This is a genomic window from Nostoc sp. CCY 9925, from assembly GCF_963920935.1.
Lineage (GTDB): Bacteria > Cyanobacteriota > Cyanobacteriia > Cyanobacteriales > Nostocaceae > Nostoc.
In genome coordinates this window covers 36,101-56,610 of record NZ_CAWUDO010000032.1, presented here as the reverse complement: position 1 = coordinate 56,610, position 20,510 = coordinate 36,101, and the positions used below count along the sequence as shown (strand labels likewise).

Below are 20,510 nucleotides of genomic sequence, written 5' to 3'. Positions count from 1 at the left end.
GGGATTGGAACAGGCTGGGAGGCAGAGGAGAAAAACTCTTTTCCCCTGCTCCCTGCCCCCTTGCTCCCTGCCTCATCTCCCCAGTCCCTAATTTGAATTCTCCCACTCTGGGCTAAGGCGGCGGAAATTATAGTCACCCGCACTGGGATGACAGCTCACACAGCTACCAATTTCGAGGGGACGTGGCAGCTTAACTTTCGGATGCAAAGCTTTGAAATAACGTGAGTTACTGAGGCGATAGGGTGTTTCTTCATCGTTGAGTTTGACGCGGGAGAAAGTCGAAAGATATTTCCACACTAAAATGCGGGGCGGATCGACTAGAGGCTTGAGTTGTGCGCCGTAGTGCTGGGAGTCTTCCAGGAGATTTTTCCAAGTTTGGGTGGGGAAAACGGACGGTGGTAAGCCAATGTGGCATGTAGAACAATTTTCCAAATACAGTTCTTGCCCCAGTTGGTATTGTGCAGGTACTAGATCAACTGTGCCAATTTCGGAGGGGGGAGTGGCACTTTGGGCGTTAGTTACCAAGGCTAGAAGCCAGCCCATAGCTAGACTCCATGTGATAATTACCAAAAGTAAACCGAAAAATTGGCGTTTGAATTCGCGTTCGCTGCTTTGTCGTAGCACTTGCCGTTGACGCAGCCCGCCGTTGGCATCGCTCTTTGGCTTTGGCGATCGCTTTTCGCCATCACGAGATTTTCGCTTAACAAAAATTGACATTCCTCACATTCCCAGATTTTTAGAAGTGGCGCTTGTGTTAATCATAGGACTTACGTAGTATTGGGAGTGTTTCAGATTGCGCGTAAGGAGTTTTAACAAGAAATATAGCGATCGCAATTTTTTTGCTGGGTTTTCTCCGCGAAGAAGGTGCTAAGGATGACTGTTATGAGATATTTACTAAAATGGTAGCGCGAGGAACTTTCCCTGATAGTTTGGATGAATTTATCGTGGAGTGCGAACTGACGCAAGATGAACTGGAGTAGAAGCACAAACAAATATCCTCCACAGCAAGAAATACAGTTACCGCCACCCCAGATAGCTGTTTTTTAGTTCATCGAACTTACCTTGCATTAAGGAATAGGAACTGAGCGCAATAATCGCTCAACAATGGTTCTAGCGTTGCGTCCTCCTCTGGGAATCAGACGATGGCAAATAACATAAGGGACGAGAAATTTCACATCATCGGGAATGGCATAATCACGCCCTAATAGAAAAGCTAATGCTTGGGCAGCTCGTTGTAATGCTACTGTGCCACGCGGACTAACACCAAGGGCGATTTCCTCATCTTGGCGTGTCGCCCGCACTAATTCGAGGATGTATTGTTGCAAGGAGGTTGCTACTTTGACTTGAGAACAGAGGTAACGCAATTCCTGTACTTCTGCCAAGGTAATACAAGGCTGTAAATCAGCAACCTTGACACCATTTTGGAGATTTTGCAGCATTTGGAGTTCTTCTGCTTCGGAAGGATAGCCCAAACTCAAGGACAACATAAACCTATCCATTTGCGCTTCCGGCAGGGGAAAAGTACCTTGATATTCAATGGGGTTTTGAGTAGCAATAACAAAAAACGGTAGAGGAACTGCACGAGAGACACCATCAACCGTTACCTGATGTTCTTCCATAACTTCCAGCAAAGCTGACTGAGTGCGGGGTGTGGCGCGGTTAATTTCGTCAGCAAGTAACACATTGGTAAAAACTGGCCCAGGAAGAAAAGTAAATTCGCCACTTTTTGGGTTCCAGATGTTAGTACCAGTGATGTCAGTTGGCAATAAATCGGGGGTACATTGTAGCCGTTGAAACTTTCCATCCACTGAACGAGCTAGAGATTTAGCGAGTAGGGTTTTGCCAACGCCAGGAACATCTTCTAAAAGGGCATGACCACCACCTAACAGGGCTACTAGCATTAAGCGTATTGCCTCAGTTTTGCCAACGATGGTAAGAGTCAGATTTTGTGTTAAAGCGTCAATTTTTTCTCTCATGCAAGTGGGGAGTGGGGAATAGGGAATAGATAGTGGGGACTGGGGACTGGGGACTGGTTAAGAGTTTTCCGAACCCAATGCCCCATGCCCAATGCCCTATCTATTGTTCCCACTCAGCACTCAGCACTCAACACTCAGAACTTGTCTAGCGGCTACGCAATCGAGTTGAATTTGTGTTTTCAGGGCTTCGAGAGAGGGAAATTTTTGTTCAGGGCGTAAAAATTTGACTAGTTCTACAGCCAGTTTTTTACCATACAAATCACCAGACCAATCGAACAAATGTACTTCCACAGATGCAGAAACACCGTTTACAGTTGGGCGGTTACCAATATTCATGACGCCTAAGTTGGTACTGGGGGATAGATCTGGTGTTTCACTGAGAGTGAAAACTCGCACAGCGTAAACTCCTTGACGGGGTAAGAATTTTTCTTTTGGTAGCTGGAGATTTGCGGTGGGAAAGCCAATGGTTCTGCCCAGTTGCTGTCCTTGAACAACTAAACCAAGGAGGGTGTAGGGGCGTCCTAGTAGGAGATTTGCATTTTCGATATCCCCATGTTCAAGGGTTTGACGGATGAATGAAGTGCTAATGCGGGCATCCTGACTTGGAGTATTACTGGTGCAACTGGTTTGGGTAGGTGAGTCACCTGTATAAGTTTGCAAGGGAACGATGGTAACAGGAATATTGTATTTGGCGGCGAATAATTGCAAATCTTTAGCAGTACCACTGCGCTTTTTGCCAAAACAAAAATCTTCCCCGATACTAATTCGCTGGCATTGGAGTTGTTGGACGAGAATTTTTTCTACAAATTCTTCAGGGGTCAAAGCTGATAATTCTTTGTCGAAGGGTAGTAATACCAGTTGTTCTACTCCAAGCGATCGCAATTGCTGGACTTTTTCATCGAGTGGCGTTAACAAAGTCCGGGGTTGCCCCGTAAAAAACTCCTGTGGGTGGGGATCAAAGGTGACAACTGTCGAGTAAATATATTGTTGATTTGTCAGTTGTTGATTTTCATTAGACTGTGGACTACTGACCACTGAAAACTGACCACCAGCGTGCAATACTGGCTCAATTACCCTTTGATGACCAAGATGTACACCATCAAATTTGCCAAGTGCAACAGCAGTCGGCGTTAGTAGCCCTTCGCTGGAAGAAGCAACCCACACAGAACACCCATTTTGAGACAAATTTAGCACGTGGATTTTGAGATTTTAGGTTTATTTTAGCTATCAGCAGGAAGCTACCTTATGGTAAACCGCTTTGAGGAGGACAGCTTTTGACTAACTAGTCATTACTCATTACTCATTACTCATTAGTCGTTAGTCATTAGTCATTAGTCATTAGTCTAATGCCCAATGCCCAATACCCAATGCCCAATGCCAATGTGTGTTGTCGCTCTTATTCTGTAGTTGGCGCTGCGACAACTTGCTTGGGCAGCACTGTCTCAACGTATAGCCAACAGGTACAATCTCCTGCTGAAAGCTTCTGATCACCAATCTAATCTAAAATCTACAATTGCTTTGATCGCAAGCTTTAGACAGAAAACTTGCTAACAGGAAAAGATTCTGATAATGAAACTGAGGTAGAAACTTGAAGTACGATTCCTTCCCGTGCCATGATCGCACCAGGGAATTTCGCAGCTGCTTGTTTGCCTACACGATCCAAAAAGTCGTCATTATGTGCTGGGTCATGGTGGTAAATCACCAAAGTTTTGACATTAGCCGCTTGTGCCACTTTCACAGCTTCTTGCCAGGTAGAATGTCCCCAGCCAATTTTCGGGGACGTTGGCGAGTGATACTCCTCGTCAGTGTAGGTGGAATCGTAAATTAAAACGTCGGCATTACGAGCTAGCCAAAGCACATTCTCATCGAGTCGGTCGGGAAAATGTTCGGTATCAGTGATATAAACAGCAGCACCATCGCGCCAGTTGACGCGGTATCCTACAGCTTCACCAGGATGATTTAAAGGTGCTGTTTCAACGGTAATATCATCAATATCTATTGGTTGCCCCGGTCGAATATCATGGAAACTTAAATTGGCTTGCATGATTTGTAAGGGCACGGGAAAATTCGGGTGGAGCATCTGGTCATTGAGGCGCTGTTCTATGGTAGAACCATCAGGAGCGATCGCGCCGTAAATATGAAAGTCATTCCCCCTAACAAACCCTGGAACAAAGAAGGGAAAACCCTGCATGTGGTCCCAGTGGGAGTGGGTGAAAAATATATGAGCTTCTAACGGCATCTGGCGCAATAAAGATTGCCCCAAAACATGCAGCCCTGTGCCACCATCGAAAATTAAGCGTTTACCGCCCACTTGCATCTCAACGCAAGGGGTATTACCGCCGTAACGAACGGTGTGTGGTCCTGGACTGGGGATGCTGCCGCGAACCCCCCAAAATTGCACGGTAAATTGATTCTCTATCCTAGACATGGGTGTTGCTTGCTGGACTGAGCGGGCGATAAATGGAAAAATTGTTACCTGTGTGGTTTAAGTTTATGCTGTCTGATCGATTTTAGTAGGGGAAGGATTAGAGGGAAGATTTCTTGGTAAAACAGCATACCCTGTTTCCGGCTGATTGTGTAAATATCGATGAGGTACTCTAAGCTATTATTTTCAAATTTTTCAGGTGTATGTGTATCCATTATCTCAAAGGTGCCCCTACGTTATAGCCTACATTTTGATGTGATGCATTTAATTAATTCCAGTTTTTTCCTAATAATTCAATGATTCAGGAAAACTTGAATTCCCACTGAGATAATTTATCTAGTCCAGTTCCGTAGGTAAGATTGTACTGTAAGGGAGTTATACTGATGTAGTTATTACGTACAACATGCACATCTATAGGTACATTTTGCGGCAAATTTAACCCGATTGGCGGTTCCACATCCTCAATGACTTCTCCAGTTAACCAGTAGTACGTTTTTCCACGAGGATCGACTCGTTTATCGAATACATCTATATAACGCCGCACTCCTTGACGGGTGAGAGTCACTCCAGCAATTTCTTCCCACTCAACAGCAGGAATATTGACATTAAGCAACATCAAATCTGGTAGTGGTTTTTGGGCTAACTGGTCTAAAAGAATTTTGGCAAACTTAGCAGCAGGTTGAAAGTTTTTTGAGGTATGGCTGGTAAGACTCATCGCGACACTGGGAATGCCTTCAATTAAACCTTCCATTGCCGCAGAAACAGTGCCAGAATACAAAATTTCAGTTCCCAAATTGGCACCTTGATTGATGCCAGAAAGAACGAAATCTGGGGGAGTCTCTAGCAAAGCCCACAGCGCCAATTTGACGCAATCTGAGGGCGTACCATCGCAAGCCCAAGCTTTCACAGCCGGATCAAAAACAGACTCAATAATTTCAGCGCGAATTGGCTGGTGCATAGTTAATCCATGTCCAGTTGCCGATCGCTCTCGGTCTGGGCAAACTACAGTAACATCATGGCCTGCTTGTGCTAAGTAGTTGGCTAGGGTACGAATACCCAGAGCAGAAATACCGTCGTCGTTGCTAATTAGTAATTTCATATGCATTAGTCATTTATCATTAGTCATTTGTCATTGCTCATTGATCATTTGTCAATGACAGTTGTCACAAGCATCAGGCAAAAGAACACACTTACCGACCCAATGTTCTCTAACTGATAAACAGAGGTTTGGTTTCCACCATTGCCTTTGGTTTAATTCATGCATAGCTGTAAGTTTATCGATCGAGCAGTTCACAGCTTTTGACTATAGACTAATGACTAATGACCAATGACCAATGACCAATGACTAATAATTTAGAAGCTCAACTTTTAGCACTGCGGCATCAAGGAGAACAAGCGATCGCCGCCGCTGATACCCTAGAACGTCTAGAAGAACTCAGAGTTAGCTATCTGGGCAAAAAAGGAGAACTGGGGGCGCTATTGCGAAGTATGGGGCAGCTGAGTGCAGAGGAACGACCGATAATTGGGGCGATCGCCAATACAGTCAAAGAGTCCCTGCAAACTAGTCTAGACCAACAACGTGCCGCCTTGGAAGCCGCGCAAATTCGCTCCCAGCTGGAGGCTGAAACTCTCGATGTCACTATGCCGGGAATTTACCGCCCCCAAGGTCGTATTCATCCCCTGAATGGCATTATTGACCGGGCGCTGGATATCTTTGTCGGTATGGGCTACACCGTGGCTCAAGGGCCAGAGATGGAAACAGATTACTACAACTTCGAGGCGCTTAATACCCCGCCTGACCATCCAGCGCGTGATATGCAGGATACTTTTTATCTGCCAGACGGCAACCTTCTGCGGACTCATACATCTTCGGTGCAAATTCGCTACATGGAAACAGAGGAACCACCAATTCGGGTTGTGGCTCCAGGGCGAGTTTATCGGCGAGATAATGTAGATGCCACTCACTCAGCAGTTTTCCATCAAATAGAACTTTTAGCCATTGATGAAGGATTAACTTTTACAGACCTCAAAGGCACAATTAAGCTGTTTTTACAAGCAATATTTGGCGATTTACCTATTCGCTTCCGTGCTAGTTATTTCCCGTTTACCGAACCTTCCGCTGAAGTCGATTTGCAGTGGAATGGTCGCTGGCTGGAAGTAATGGGCTGCGGTATGGTCGATCCAAATGTACTGAAATCGGTGGGTTATGACCCAGAAATTTATACTGGGTTTGCTGCGGGTTTTGGTGTAGAACGCTTTGCAATGGTATTACATCAAATCGATGATATTCGTCGTTTGTATACCAGCGATTTGCGATTTTTGCAGCAATTTTAAGTAAGCGATCGCTTTAAATAATCAGGCATTTACTAAAGAGAATTGCATTTCGTAAAATTGCGATCGCACCCAATCTCATAAAACAGAAATAACTAACCGTGGTGTTTTCTAACGCTGACCGTTGACTGTTGAGTGTTAACCGTCAACAGTCAACGTGAAATCCCATCCTTTTTTAGGGGTGGGATGAACTTAATTAACAATTCCTGAATGACCTGGAATCTCTGTCAAAGGCTCAAATCTTCCACCTAAATATTGAGCGAGAAATTCTTCGGCGATCGCAAAAAAATGCAAGCGATTTTCTGGTCTGGCAAAACCATGTCCTTCATCGGGATAAAGTACATATTGCACTGGTAAACCAGCTTGTTGCATTGCTTTAACAATTTGGTCGCTTTCTGCTTGTTTCACTCGCGGATCGTTTGCACCTTGACCGATGAGTAAAGGTTTTTGAATTTTGTCAGCGAAAAATAAAGGCGATCGCGATTTCAAAAAATCTTCTTCTGTTTCTAAATTCCCAACACGGTGATAAAACATTGCCTTGAGTGGTTCCCAATAAGGCGGTATAGTTTGGATTAAAGTAATCAAGTTACTAGGGCCCACAATATCCACACCAGCAGCAAAAATTTCTGGTGTAAAAGTCAACCCCACCAGAGTCGCGTAACCACCATAAGAACCGCCCATAATCGCAATCTTTTGCGGATCAGAAATACCTTTTTCCACTAGCCAATTAACAGCATCAATTAAATCATCGTGCATTTTGGCAGCCCATTCCCGGTTTCCAGCATTCACGAATGCCTTACCATAACCAGTGGAACCCCGATAATTCACTTGTAAAACAGCATAACCCCGGTTAGCTAGCCATTGCGCTTCCGGATCTAAACCCCAGGTATCCCGCACCCAAGGGCCGCCGTGAACCAGCAGTACTGTTGGTAAATTCTGGCTGGGTATTCCCACAGGGATTGTTAGGTAACCGTGGATAGTCAAACCATCCCGCGCCTCATAGGAAATCGGTTGCATTGAAGCTAACTGCAACCCTTCGAGTTTCGGTTGGTTGCTAAACAGGAAAGTGCTAGTTTTTGACTCTCGCTTGTAGGCATAGTAATAAACTGGGCCATCGTCAGTGTTATAAGCCACTAACCAGTTTTTATCTTCTAAGTCACGGCTAATTATGGAGAACTCCCCAGAACGCACCTTGGCAATTTCTTCAAAATCAGCAGCAATACTCTGGTCAATTATCCGCCATTCCTGCTTGTCTTTGTAGAAAGAAACTGCTTGGATAACTCGCGTCACGGGCTGAATTACTACACCCACAAGATCGTACTGCTCATCTTCAGCCATGACGGTTTCTTGACGGGTTTTTAAGTCAACAGCTAGCAAGCGTTGGGCATTAGCATCATGATTGGCTTCGATATAAAGTGTTTTGCCATCAGCAGAAAAACTAACAGGACTTCCTTCTTCTTCTGGCCCCCAATGGCGCAGAATTTCCCATTGTTTATCTGTGGTTTCCCGTAATAACAAATCATAACCACCATCAGGAGTACCAGCCGTTGCTGCACGTACTAGGAAATCAGCGTCAGCTGTCCAGCTAATAATGTTTCCGGGGTTGTCGGTGTCAAACTCCACCGCACCATTTTTTAAGTTAATACGGTAAACGTCGAACTTTTGGGGATTGTTTAAGTTCAAACCTACCAGTACTTGGTCTGGAAATTTAGGGTCTATATCTACAAAGCCTACTTTTACACCCTGGAATGGCGTTAAATCACGCACAATCTTTGACTCAATATTGACTAAATAGAGGTGAAAGTTTTCATCACCGTCTGAGTCCTGCATGTAAATTAACTGGTCAGCATTATAAGTCCAAAAGAAAACACGGATACCACGTTTTTTATCCGCAGTCAGTATTTGGTCGTCTTCTTGTCCCACAGTTCGCAACCATACTTGCAAGACATTTTGTTCATTGGGGGCGATATATGCCAAATATTTACCATCTGGCGACAGCCTTGGGCTAGTTTTTTCGGGATTTCCAAAGAGAATTTCACGCGGAATCAGCGGTGGCAGTGAGGTTGCTGTTGCAGATGACATATTTTATCCTCTACTTGAGTGAATAATTCGTAATTAATTTATTCAGGTTTCATGCCTCTAAATAAATTTAGAGAAAAAGACAAATATTTTTCCTAGTTTCGAGGAAACGGATTTATCAGTGAGGTAGCAATTACGAATTATGCTAACTACCCCATTGTTACTTGCTGCTGAAAATGACAATTCATCCTATTGGATGAACCTAGCTGGGAAATAAAAGAGGTAAACAAAGATGGAAAAATGATTTGTATTTTTAATTTAGATGAGTTGTTTGTAGGGTGAGCATTATAATGTCCAGTCTAGCGTAGTCGTTCACTCGTGAATAAGTCTTTGATACTCGGCGACGAGTCTTTGATACTCGTGAACGAGTCTTTGATACTCGTGAATAATAAATTATGACACTTCTAAATAAAAAAATATTCAACTTTTCTTGTGGGGTGGGCGTCTCGCCCGCCGATAACAAAGGGCGGACAGGATGTCCACCCCACAAGATTGGATAATTAATTTCTTAGTAATCGTAATTAACTTTACAACAGCAACCCTCAACCAAGCGCAGGATAGGCGGCACAGAACAAAGTCTAGGCTAGCGACAATTATCGCAATGTCCGCAACGCCAGTTGGCTGCTTCTTTATCAAAACCAAAGGCGTGTAACAAAAACTGCCAACGACACTGCTTGCTTGTGAGATATTTATGCATTTGTTTGGCGGCGTGTAATTGCGTCCCTGGCTGATTTTTCGCTTTTTCCTCAATGGAGTAATGAAAAGGGTCAAGCCAGTTTAACTGACCGTTGCTGTGGAGTAAAGCTAAGGCTGTAGCAGCTTCGGGAAATTGTCGAGTTACTAGGTTTACTTCTCCCTGCTTTGGTAATTTTTTCATAAGTTGCTGCGCTATTTGTTGTTGCGATCGCATTTGTTCTTGAAAAAACTGCTGTCTTTGCTTATCTTCAGGATCTAACCACCCCGTAGGTTCACTTATCAATGTCAACGCTTGGGCCGGTTTGCCATCTCTGCCAGCACGACCAATTTCTTGCACATATTCTGAAAGCAGATGTGGCGGCTGAAAGTGGACAACCCACCTGACATTACTTTTATTAATCCCCATCCCAAACGCACAGGTACAAACCACAAATGGCATTTTCCCACTTAACCAGCTGGCTTCCACTGCACGGCGTTCTGTTGCACCTAATCCTGCATGATAACTCGCTGTGGCATAACCCATGTCTGCTAACCATTGGACTAAATCTTCACTATCTCGCCTGGTGCGAACATAAACTAACCCCGATTGTTGCGGTCTATTTTGAATAAACTTTAATAATTGTTGTTTTCTACCTCGTGGCGTCCAAGCGATGCGAACGCTAGGATGCAAATTAGGGCGGTAAGGATTCAGCCGAAAAATCTCTGGTTGCTGTAATTGTAAAACTGTTTGAATAATTTTTTGTGCCAAGGGGTCAGCAGTAGCGGTAAAAGCAGCAATGCAGATTTTTGTTCCTGGTGGTTTTGATTTTAGCAACGCAGGGCGCACCGCCCCTAATCTGCGGTAAGCTGGGCGAAAAGTATCACCCCACTGCACTAAACAATGAGCTTCATCTAAAATCAAACCATTAATTTGCAATTGCGGCTGAGATAATCTTTCCCATACTGGCGCACTCAACAAAGTCTCTGGCGATAAATAGAGTAATCTTAGCTGCTGGCGTTCCAAAGCTTGCAGAGTTGCACGGCGTTGAGATGAAGATAATTCACTATGCAAAAGTGCTGCCTTTTGGTGGTTTTCTCGTAGTTCCTGTACTTGATTTTCCATCAACGCCACCAAAGGAGAAACTACCAAAGTTAATCCTGTTTGTAGTAGTGCGGGAAGTTGAAAACAAATTGACTTTCCTCCACCTGTGGGCATAATAATCAGCGCATCTTTTTGCGCTAACAAACTGCTGACGATTTCTCCCTGTGGCGGACGGAAATCTTCATAACCCCAAATTTTTTGAAAAGCAGCGAGAACTTCTTGCCAAGATTTTGTTATTGGCTGATTCATAATTAATACTAGATGCACCTATATCCTTGAACACTGAATATAGCTTCTGCTTTGCAGCTAATGGTTCAGTAGTTTCATCATCTGAATATTGCAAGCCACTGAGTGCAACAATGAATTATAATTAATTATTATTTTTAAATTATTAAATAAAATATGAACGAAGAGTTAAAACATAGGTTTTACATCAACACAGATAAGTCTAAGTTAGATATTAAAATGATTTATGATTTTTTACAAACTTCTTATTGGGCGGAAAACATCTCATTAGCAATTGTAGAAAAATCAATCAACAATTCTTTATGTTTTGGATTGTATGAGAGCGAACAACAAGTTGGCTTTGCAAGAGTCATTACTGATTATGCGACTTCTGCGTTATTAAAAGATGTTTTTATTTTAGAGCCTTACCGAGGACAGGGTTTAGGCAAATGGTTTGTAGAATATATTTTAGAATATCCAGAATTGCAAGATGTTCAAAGGTGGATGTTAGGTACAAGAGATGCTCATGGGCTTTATCGGCGTTATGGTTTTAAAAATTTGACTGAGCCGGAGAAAATCATGATGCGTTTAAATCCTAATTGCGATCGCCCTTAATATCATGTTCGGTTGAAAACTTATTATTAGGACTACGCAGTGACGCAAAATAACCCGCAGCAGAGGCGATCGCATTGATGTAAGCATAGCTAAATTCCTCTTTCTGGGTAGTGATATACATTCAACTGAACTTTATTATTTATTCCTTATAGCAATTATCAATTGAATGGATACTGGGTAGGGGCATTCTAAATCCCTGTTAAATTACCTCCACCATCGCGCCACATCCACAATTGCACGGGCAATTTCTGCCGTTGCTGCTTCACCACCTAATGCAAAGATAACTGGAAACAATGCCTTGATATCTTGCAGCAAAACAGGGCGAGTCCGAAGAGATAGTTGATGAAGTGTATCTTGCCAAAGGGGAAAAAGTTCGGTGGATGGCATTTTTGACAAACCGGAAGCCAAGGCACTCAAGACTTTAACGCGATCGCTATCATCCTGAATTTCTCTAGCAACAACAAGGGCTTCTAGCAACAATTCTGGTGGTAGTTTCTCTGCTAAGGCACTCAAAGCATTGGCACGATTGCTCTCAGACTGAATCTCCCTGACAGCAGCAAGAGCTTCTGGCAACAAGTCTGGTGGTAGTTTCTCAGCTAAGGCACTTAAAGCATTAGCGCGCTCCTTCTCATACTGAATCGCCTTGGCATTAGCGAGGGCTTCTGGTAACAAGTCTGGTGGCAGTTTTTTTGCTAAGGCATTCAAAGTATTGGCACGATAACTTTCAACCTGAATTTCTCTGGCAGCAGCGAGGGCTTCTGGCAACAAGTCTGGTGGCAGTTTCTCTGCTAAGGCACTCAAAGCATCGGCGCGAGAGTCCTCATTATGAATTTTCCTGGCAGCAGCGAGGGCTTCTGGGAATAACTCTGGCAGTTTTTGTGCTAAGGCACTCAAAGGATTAGCGCGATGCTCCTCAAACTTAATCTCCCTGACAGCAGCAAGGACTTCTGGCAACAAGTCTAGTGGCATTTTGTCAGCTAAGGTACTCAAGGCATGGGCACGAGGATATTCATGCTGAATAGCTCTGACAGCAGCAAGGGCTTCTGGGAATAACTCTGGCAGTTTCTGTGCTAAGGCACTCAAGACATTGGCGCGATAATACTCATCCTGAATCTCCTTGGCAGCAGTCAAGGCTTCTTGCAACAACTTTCGTGGCAGTTTCTGTGCTAAGGCACTTAAAGCATTGGCGCGATACGCCTCATGCTTAATTGCCCTGACAGCAGCAAGGGCTTCTGGGAATAACTCTGGTGGCAGTTTCTCTGCTAAGGCACTCAAAGCATTGGCGCGCTCCTTCTCATCCGGAATCGCCATAACAGCAGCAAGGACTTCTGGCAACAAGTCTGGTGGCAGTTTCTCTGCCAAGGCACTCAAAGCATTGGCACGATACTTTTTAGACTGAATTTCTCTGGCAGCAGCAAGGACTTCTGGCAACAAGTCTGGTGGCAGTTTCTGTGCTAAGGCACTTAAAGCATTGGCGCGATACGCCTCATACTTAATCGCCCTCGCTGCTGCTAGGGCTTCTGGAAATAAGTCTGGTGGCAGTTTTTCTGCTAAGGCACTCAAAGCATTGGCGCGATACTTCTCATCCTGAATTTCCCTGACAGCAACGAGAGCTTCTGGCAATAATTTTGGCAGTTTCTGTGCTAAGGCACTTAAAGCATTGGCGCGATACTTCTCATCCTGAATTTCCCTGGCAGCAGCGAGGGCTTCTGGCAATAACTCTGGTGGGAGTTTCTCTGCCAAAGCACTTAAAGCATTGGCACGATACTTCTTATCCTGAATTTTCCTAGCAGCAGCCAGAGCTTCTGGAAATAACTTCGGCAGTTTCTGTGCTAACGCACTTAAAGCATTGGCGTGATAGCTCTCATTCTGAATTTTCCTGACAGCAGCGAGAGCTTCTGGCAACAAGTCTGGTGGCAGTTTCTGTGCTAAGGCACTTAAAGCATTGGCGCGATACTCCTCAGACTGAATTTCTCTGGCAGCAGCGAGGACTTCTGGGAATAACTCTGGCAGTTTCTCTGCTAAGGCACTCAAAGCATTAGCGCGATACTTGTTAGAGTGAATTTTCCTAGCAGCAGCGAGGGCTTCTGGGAATAACTCTGGCAGTTTCTCTGCTAAGGCACTCAAAACATTGACGCGATCATTTTCATCCTGAATTTTTCTGGCAACAGCAAGGACTTCTGGCAACAAGTCTAGTGGTAGTTTCTGTGCTAAAGCACTCAAAGCATTGGCGCGATAATACTCATACTTAATCTCCCTGGTAGCAGCAAGGACTTCTGGCAACAAGTCTGGTGGCAGTTTTTCTGCTAAGGCACTCAAAACATCGGCGCAATAGTTTTGATACCTAATCTCCTTGGCAACAGCAAGGGCTTGTGGGAATAACTCTGGTGGCAGTTTCTGTGCTAAGACACTCAAAGCTTTAGCGCGATCGATCTCATCTTGAATTTCCCTGGCAACAGCAAAGGCTTGTGGGAATAACTCTAGTGGCAGTTTCTGTGCTAAAGCACTCAAAGCTTTAACGCGATCGCTCTCATTGTGAATTTCCCTGGCAGCAGCAAGGACTTCTGGGAATAACTCTGGTGGCAGTTTCTGTGCTAAGACACTCAAAGCTTTAGTGCGATCGCTCTGATTCTGAATTTCCCTAATAGCAGCAAGGACTTCTGGTAAAACTTGTGGCAGTTTCTGTACTAAGGCACTCAAAGCATTGGCGCAATCGCTCTCATTCTGAATTTCTCTGGCAGCAGTAAGCACTTCTGGCAATAACTCTGATGGCAGTTTCTCTGTTAAGGCTCTCAAGGCATCGGCGCGATCGCTTCTCCCTGGCAGCAGTAAGGGCTTTTTGCAGCGCTAGTTCTTTAAGATTTGGTGGCAAATAGTTGACTAGTTCTGTCAGCGAGTTGACTTTCTGCTTTGGCTGTGGGTTTTGCAGGGCGTAAGCTAATCCTTGTTCAGGAGTCCAGAAATTATTTTTGACCAACGCAACCAGCAGCTTTACTGGTAAATTACCTGCCAAACTATTCAGAGATGCAGTCATCAAAGCATAGCGACACTGCAAACCTACAACTTGAGGCAAAGTTGATTCAGTCCAATTCGCTTCTACTAATTCCCAAGCACGAGAAATATCTGTTATGTAACCCCCAGCTTGTCCTAATTTTTCTCGCGTTTCAAACCAGCCATTGTTTGTTGTCTGCGACTCCTCCCGCAATAACTGATGAATTTCTTCTACCCGTTCAGCCTTCTCCAAATGCCAAACTAAATTTTGATGACTGTAACCATCATTAGGTAGGGTATGCCAAAGGTTTTTTTGGGTTTTTCCTTGATACCGTTCTAGCAGTTGGTTGTGAGCATCGAGTAAATTCAAACCCATTCCTGTAGGCGGAGATTTAATTAATCGGCCACGAGCTACATCATGCAATAAGTCATGTATCTTGTAGCCTTTCCACTCAACACCCCCGAGAGATATAGGTGAATCAGACTGAAGTAAGGCATCATTCCAAAGTAGCTCTAAACGCTCATTAGCTTCATCCTGCGATTCCATATCCCATAATGTCACTGCCATTGGTGCGGCTATGGTGACATCTTCCGGCAAAACTCCCAACCAAATAAAATTTTCCCAAGCTTGTTCGTCATAGTCCCACAAAGCTTTCAGGCTTAAATTAAAGGTTGCTTCTAAAGAGTTTTTTTGACGTGCCCCGTATAAAACTTTTAAGTTTTCAACCTCTTCTTTCAAAGCCGTTTCCAGCTTCACCCATGTAATTCCCCATTTAACTCTTGCTGCTACCAAATTCAGCGCGATGGGTAGGTATCCCACAGTCTGGGCTACTCTCAAAGCCTCTTGTTTCTCTACTTCTTTTATTTCTCGTCCTAAAGACTTAGAAAGTAATTCCAGAGATTCTGCTGGCGTCATCAAATTCAATTGTTGCAAATAAGCACCAACACTATCAGCCACATCAGCCCGCCGCGAAGTGATTAATAGCTGAGATTGGGAACTTGCTACCAGAAATGGTTTAACATGATCTGGTTCCCAGGCATCATCAACTACGAGTAAAACTGCCTTTTCATGTAGTAAACTTCGTAAATGGGCTGAGGTTGCTTCTATATTGATGGCACGAAATTCATAATCTCCCAATGCTTGCACCCAGCTACTCAGCAGCGCCAGAATATCTGGTTGTTGTCCCAAAGTTGCCCAAAGCAGACCACCAGAAAAACGTTTTTGGATATCTTCATCATGGGCAAGGGCAGTAACTAAAGTTGTCTTGCCAATGCCACCTAAACCGTGAATTGCACTGATGAGCAAAGCACCAGCATTAGATATATTTTCCAGTAGACGAGGTTTGATTTTTTTAGTAACTTCTGGGCGATTAACAAAATTGGCAGGTAAACTCGGTGCTTGAAAAGGTCTGTCAATCGGGCGACGATAATTAATAGTTAGGTGATCTGCCTTACCTATAATAATATTCTTGTCACCCGTGCTGCTTTGAGCAACATTGTCCTTCCCTGAAGTTGTTTGTTCAACCTGAGACGCAATATTGCGATCTAAACTGGTCACAACTGTTTTAACTCCTTATCTTCTGGCTTTTGGACTAATTGATAGTTGCACCACCTTCTACTTTTACAATCGACTTATTACCATCACCCAGAATATTCTGCGCTTGGTTGTCATTGCCAGATATTGTTTGATTAAAAGTATTAACAACCGGAGAAATTGCTTCTGAATCTTCCTGCATCAAATTGGCAATTTCAGCAGCTAAATTTTTATCTCTATCAAGCAATTTCTTGAGTTCATTCTGGAGTGTTTCTTTCGCATCCGGCTCATTAGGAGAGTTAGCTAATTCTTCAGCCGCAGCTTTTGCCATTGGCTTTGCCTCTACCTTTGGTTGCAGCTTAGTCCACAAAGCTTTGGCTTTTTCCCAGGCACTAGCGCCAAACCCTTCACCCAGTTTCTTACCAGCTTCTTCGGCTGCTTTCTCTCCTGCTTTCAGTAAGTACGGTAAAAAAGGAGTCAAGAAAGTAGTTAAAGTTACTATATCCATTTGCTTATTCTAATTTTGTATCAACACCTGATAATAAGCGGTCAAATAAGCGGTCAAACTCAGGGTAATCACTTAATGCAATAATTTTTTATGGCGATGCCTATGGGGGCAAGCTACGCACCGCTTGTGATAAATGCGGGTACAGCGTATTTCAAGTAAATTAATTACACGGGTAGGGGCACAACATGTTGTGCCCCTACGATTATCTGTACCTTACGCCTGTTGCAATCTGATGTATATTTATCTGTGGTTAACTATTTTTTTCTGTAGCTTACCCATGCCAGAATTACGCAGATTTCTTATTTTCATCTGATGTCTGCCGTGCATTACTTTTCAAGCGACTCAACCTGCTTTTGCGTATACGTTCGCTGTCACGAACGCCACCTGCTACTTCATATTCGCTGCTGTCTGTGCCATACTTGAAACCAACTCCCTTCAGCATCTTATCTGAAAGTTTACTCAACTTTTTTTCCATTTCATCGATTTTAGTTTTAGTAGAGTCAACCACAGCTAAAGCGTTGTTATAAGTATCAAGCATAGTGCGAAACTCCTCAATTGATTGAGTCAGATTTTCCAAATCGCAACTATTACCAAAATCCATGTTTGAATCAATTGCTTTGAATCCAGACGTTCTCAATTCAGCTTTTTCTAGAACCCGCGATGTCCGCTTTGTACGAGGCATAAATATACTCATTGAAGATATTTCTAGAACTAGCTTGCCTCAATTAAGCTATATTCTGTATCAGAAAAACTCGCAAATAATTATATTTTTTCTCATAATATTTATAGGTAATTGCAGTGATTTTGCTGAAGTCTAGAACTAGATGCTGATTTTGATTAGAGATAATATATTTTAACTTCATACAAGCTTCAGTTTATTCACGATCGCTTTCATGTTGATGACTAATGTTGTAATGTTGTTGACTGATGTCGTAATGTTTGATGACTAATGTCGTAATATTACTCACTAATATCGTAATGTTGGTGACTAATATTGTAATGTTGGTGACTAATGTCGTAATGTTTGATGACTAATGTCGTAATATTACTCACTAATATCGTAATGTTGGTGACTAATGTCGTAATGTTTTGGCAGTTGCTTAAGTCAGATTGACAGTAATAAGGATCTGCCTTGGTAATTAATTTCTAATATTGTTTACGATAACACTGGATGGGTGGGCGATCGCTGCGATCGTGAGTTAGGTGAATCAGATTGCTGCAACGGGCCGTCAACAATTCAAGGTGCGTTATAGTGTTTCACTTTAATTAACGTGAGTTCGATGAACCTCTCCCCAACCCCTCTCCGAGGCGGAGAGGGGCAGAAATATTTCCAGTTTGGAACTAAAAATCAAGGTTTCAAAGCCTCTTCCCCTGTGGGAGAGAGGTTTGGAGAGAGGTTTTTTGCATCCGTCGAATTCACGTTTAATTATGATACAAATACGTTGGTAGGGGCACAGCCATGTTCCCTACGCGAAATCTATATGTATCAGGGTTTTAGTGAAATGGTATTAGCCTACGGCGTAACGCACACTAGATCTACTGATTTTAGGAATGGAAGGGACAACCACCACTCGTTAATTTTTGCAGAAAAGCATTGTTATCAAAATAATGCTCTAAAGACTCAATCTTCAAATCATCAGTGACACGAGCAATACTAACTCCTACCATCTCTACTGTTTCTCCGGTAGGTGCATAGTCTTTATAGGAACCATTAAATGTTCCCCAATGTCGCCACTTAAAGGTAACATTAGGCGGCCCAGAAAGGACTTCTGTTAATTCCCAAAGAAAACCATTAGGAAAGGCTGTATGAAAAAGTTCAAATGAAGATTCAAAGGTTTCGGATTGAGAACTATACTGCTCACTTTCACCCAGAAATAAGTTATAAGTACCTTGTTCTGCAACCTCTTGGGCAGTGTATTGTTGTCCGCCGTTGCTAGTCATTTTAAACTTATCAGTAACAATCGAAAGCCATTGTTGAGGATTAGATTTATGAGAAGCTTCCATTTCAAAAGTGCGGACTAAATTTTGAGCGATCGCTTCTAAAGAACCTTCGGGATGCTGAAATTTCCTCTCTCGCTCGAGAAATTCATTGGTGAATGAATAATCTGGACGTTTTCCTTCTCGCCACTGTACTTCTTGATCGTGAGTAATGACTATATCTCTATCTTGTACCCACAGCGGCAATTCTGTAGTTTTTTCGTTAACCATATAAATTGATTGATATAAACATCACTTCTTAGAATAAAATTTTCTGGATATTAGGTAAATCACAAAATATACAAAGTAAAGAATATTCATAATAAACAGAATTCAGGATATAGACAAAAAAGGTAGGGTAGTACAGTTGTGCTACCCTACTTTTGCTTTCCAACTAACTGCAAATCAAGACAGAAGTGTTTTTACACCTTCTGTGCAGATACACCTTCTGCTTTTTCTTGACTTTGCAATCCTACATACAACCTATTTAATGCATTTACATAAGCTTGCGCTGATGCCACGATGATATCTGTGTTCGCCGCATGACCAGAAAATACTCTCGATTCATAGCGTAAGCGAATTGTTACTTCCCCAATGGCGTCAATACCTGCTGTTACTGATTGCACAGAAAACTCTATCAATTCGTTGGGCACATTCACCACACGGTTGATTGCTTTGTAAACTGCATCCACTGGCCCAGTACCAATAGCTGCATCGGTCAATTCTTGACCCTCTGGGGTACGCAGAGTAACTGTAGCGGTGGGACGGGCGTTACTACCACAGGAAACTTGCACCAGTTCTACACGGAACAAATCTGGCGCTTGTTGGATTTCATCGTTAACGATCGCCTCTAAATCGCGATCGGAAATTTCTTTCTTTTTGTCTGCAACTTCTTTGAATCTGACGAATGCTTTATTTAATTCAGTATCTGACAATTCAAAGCCCAATTCTTTTAACCGGGTACGAAAAGCATTTCTCCCTGAATGTTTGCCCAAAACTATTTGATTGTCTGTTAAGCCAATCAATTGGGCATCCATAATTTCATAGGTGAGTTTATTTTTTAATACCCCATCTTGGTGAATGCCAGATTCATGGGCAAAGGCATTTGCCCCAACGATTGCTTTATTCGGCTGCACTAGCATTCCTGTTAAATTGGAAACTAGGCGTGAAGTTCTATAAATTTCACGGGTGTCAATATTTGTCAGGGATTCTTGAGATTCCTCTGGTCTTCCCAAATAAGGATTAAAATATTGTCGGCGCACATGCAACGCCATTACCAATTCTTCTAATGATGCATTTCCAGCGCGTTCGCCAATCCCATTAATCGTACATTCTAGTTGGCGTGCGCCATTTTTTACGGCTTCTAAAAAGTTAGCAACTGCCAAGCCTAAGTCATTATGACCGTGAACTGAAATAATCGCTTGATCGATGTTGGGGACATTTTCTTTAATGCCTTTAATAATCGCTCCAAATTCGCTAGGTGTGGTGTAACCAACTGTATCGGGGATGTTAACCGTTGTTGCACCAGCAGCGATGGCAGCTTCTAATACTTGGTACAGAAATTCTGGATCGGAACGGGCTGCATCCATCGGCGAAAATTCCACATCTGCCATGAAGGATTTAGCATAAGCTACCATTTCTTGGGCGATCGCTAATACTTCTGCCCGTGACTTCCGCAACTGATATTCTAAGTGAATATCTGAAGTCGAAATAAATGTGTGAATTCTCCCATGAACTGCTGGTTTTAATGCTTCGGCAGCAGCTTCAATATCTGCTTTAATCGCTCTTGCCAAACTGCAAATTACAGGGCCATTTTCTGTTCCTACAATTTCAGCAATTTTGCTAACTGCTTCAAAATCTCCGGGACTGGCAAAGGCAAACCCCGCCTCAATTATATCGACACCCAATCGTGCCAATTGCTTGGCAATGACTAACTTTTCGTCTATATTCAGGGTTGCTCCTGGACACTGCTCTCCATCTCGCAATGTGGTATCAAAAATCAGGATTTTATCTGTTTTACTTGTCATTTGCGCTTTGTTGTTTAGTTTTTACTTTTGGCTCAAAATATCTTC

At 43.1% G+C, this 20,510-nt stretch carries 17 protein-coding genes; 3 read left to right on the top strand and 14 right to left on the bottom strand.

What is annotated here, in order from left to right; all coding sequences use genetic code 11:
- Nucleotides 1–87: 87 nt before the first annotated feature.
- A complete protein-coding gene (locus ACM0OY_RS17885) occupies nt 88–717 on the bottom strand; it encodes a cytochrome C (RefSeq protein ID WP_414570190.1) in 630 nt (209 codons plus the stop codon).
- 122 nt (nt 718–839) lie between these two features.
- Here ACM0OY_RS17885 and ACM0OY_RS17880 point away from each other — a divergent pair, with 122 nt between their 5' ends.
- Nucleotides 840–980: a type II toxin-antitoxin system YhaV family toxin gene (locus ACM0OY_RS17880; protein ID WP_414570189.1), complete on the top strand. Its 141-nt coding sequence runs from the start codon at nt 840–842 to the stop codon at nt 978–980.
- 87 nt (nt 981–1,067) lie between these two features.
- Here ACM0OY_RS17880 and ACM0OY_RS17875 read toward each other — a convergent pair whose 3' ends face one another.
- The 4 genes from ACM0OY_RS17875 to surE form a co-directional block, all read right to left on the bottom strand.
- Nucleotides 1,068–1,976, bottom strand: a complete 909-nt coding sequence (locus ACM0OY_RS17875) for an AAA family ATPase (protein ID WP_414570188.1) — start codon at nt 1,974–1,976, stop codon at nt 1,068–1,070.
- A 120-nt stretch (nt 1,977–2,096) separates the two neighbouring features.
- Nucleotides 2,097–3,170: a bifunctional riboflavin kinase/FAD synthetase gene (locus tag ACM0OY_RS17870; protein ID WP_414570187.1), complete on the bottom strand. Its 1,074-nt coding sequence runs from the start codon at nt 3,168–3,170 to the stop codon at nt 2,097–2,099.
- 337 nt (nt 3,171–3,507) lie between these two features.
- Nucleotides 3,508–4,404 (bottom strand): MBL fold metallo-hydrolase, encoded by an 897-nt coding sequence (locus tag ACM0OY_RS17865; RefSeq protein ID WP_414570186.1) that lies wholly within the window; start codon nt 4,402–4,404, stop codon nt 3,508–3,510.
- Between the two features lie 298 nt (nt 4,405–4,702).
- Nucleotides 4,703–5,500, bottom strand: a complete 798-nt coding sequence (gene surE, locus ACM0OY_RS17860) for a 5'/3'-nucleotidase SurE (RefSeq protein ID WP_414570205.1) — start codon at nt 5,498–5,500, stop codon at nt 4,703–4,705.
- Nucleotides 5,501–5,742: 242 nt separating this feature from the next.
- On the opposite strand from surE, the gene pheS reads away from it, so the two are divergent.
- Entirely contained in the window at nt 5,743–6,735 is a 993-nt protein-coding gene (pheS, locus tag ACM0OY_RS17855; RefSeq protein WP_414570185.1) for a phenylalanine--tRNA ligase subunit alpha, read from the top strand.
- 189 nt (nt 6,736–6,924) lie between these two features.
- Here the strand turns inward: pheS and ACM0OY_RS17850 are convergent, their stop codons facing one another.
- Both ACM0OY_RS17850 and ACM0OY_RS17845 read right to left on the bottom strand, forming a co-directional pair.
- Nucleotides 6,925–8,814 (bottom strand): S9 family peptidase, encoded by a 1,890-nt coding sequence (locus ACM0OY_RS17850; protein ID WP_414570184.1) that lies wholly within the window; start codon nt 8,812–8,814, stop codon nt 6,925–6,927.
- A 580-nt stretch (nt 8,815–9,394) separates the two neighbouring features.
- Nucleotides 9,395–10,837, bottom strand: coding sequence for a RecQ family ATP-dependent DNA helicase (locus ACM0OY_RS17845; RefSeq protein WP_414570183.1), 1,443 nt, complete (start codon nt 10,835–10,837; stop codon nt 9,395–9,397).
- A 153-nt stretch (nt 10,838–10,990) separates the two neighbouring features.
- On the opposite strand from ACM0OY_RS17845, the gene ACM0OY_RS17840 reads away from it, so the two are divergent.
- Nucleotides 10,991–11,428: a GNAT family N-acetyltransferase gene (locus ACM0OY_RS17840; RefSeq protein WP_414570182.1), complete on the top strand. Its 438-nt coding sequence runs from the start codon at nt 10,991–10,993 to the stop codon at nt 11,426–11,428.
- Here ACM0OY_RS17840 and ACM0OY_RS17835 read toward each other — a convergent pair.
- The 7 genes from ACM0OY_RS17835 to ACM0OY_RS17805 form a co-directional block, all read right to left on the bottom strand.
- Nucleotides 11,409–11,549, bottom strand: coding sequence for a hypothetical protein (locus tag ACM0OY_RS17835; protein WP_414570181.1), 141 nt, complete (start codon nt 11,547–11,549; stop codon nt 11,409–11,411). The genes ACM0OY_RS17840 and ACM0OY_RS17835 overlap by 20 nt on opposite strands.
- An 83-nt stretch (nt 11,550–11,632) precedes the next feature.
- The gene (locus tag ACM0OY_RS17830; RefSeq protein ID WP_414570180.1) at nt 11,633–14,224 is read right to left on the bottom strand and encodes a hypothetical protein; all 2,592 of its coding nucleotides are present in this window, start codon (nt 14,222–14,224) and stop codon (nt 11,633–11,635) included.
- Nucleotides 14,148–15,977, bottom strand: a complete 1,830-nt coding sequence (locus ACM0OY_RS17825) for an NB-ARC domain-containing protein (RefSeq protein WP_414570179.1) — start codon at nt 15,975–15,977, stop codon at nt 14,148–14,150. Before ACM0OY_RS17825 ends, ACM0OY_RS17830 begins: the two co-directional genes overlap by 77 nt.
- Nucleotides 15,978–16,011: 34 nt before the next feature.
- Nucleotides 16,012–16,461, bottom strand: coding sequence for a hypothetical protein (locus tag ACM0OY_RS17820; RefSeq protein ID WP_414570178.1), 450 nt, complete (start codon nt 16,459–16,461; stop codon nt 16,012–16,014).
- Between the two features lie 286 nt (nt 16,462–16,747).
- Nucleotides 16,748–17,143: a hypothetical protein gene (locus ACM0OY_RS17815; RefSeq protein ID WP_414570177.1), complete on the bottom strand. Its 396-nt coding sequence runs from the start codon at nt 17,141–17,143 to the stop codon at nt 16,748–16,750.
- 863 nt (nt 17,144–18,006) lie between these two features.
- Nucleotides 18,007–18,669 carry an ester cyclase gene (locus ACM0OY_RS17810; protein ID WP_414570176.1) on the bottom strand — a complete coding sequence of 221 codons (663 nt, stop codon included), beginning with the start codon at nt 18,667–18,669 and terminating at the stop codon, nt 18,007–18,009.
- 191 nt (nt 18,670–18,860) lie between these two features.
- Nucleotides 18,861–20,465: a 2-isopropylmalate synthase gene (locus tag ACM0OY_RS17805; RefSeq protein WP_414570175.1), complete on the bottom strand. Its 1,605-nt coding sequence runs from the start codon at nt 20,463–20,465 to the stop codon at nt 18,861–18,863.
- Between the last annotated feature and the right edge of the window lie 45 nt (nt 20,466–20,510).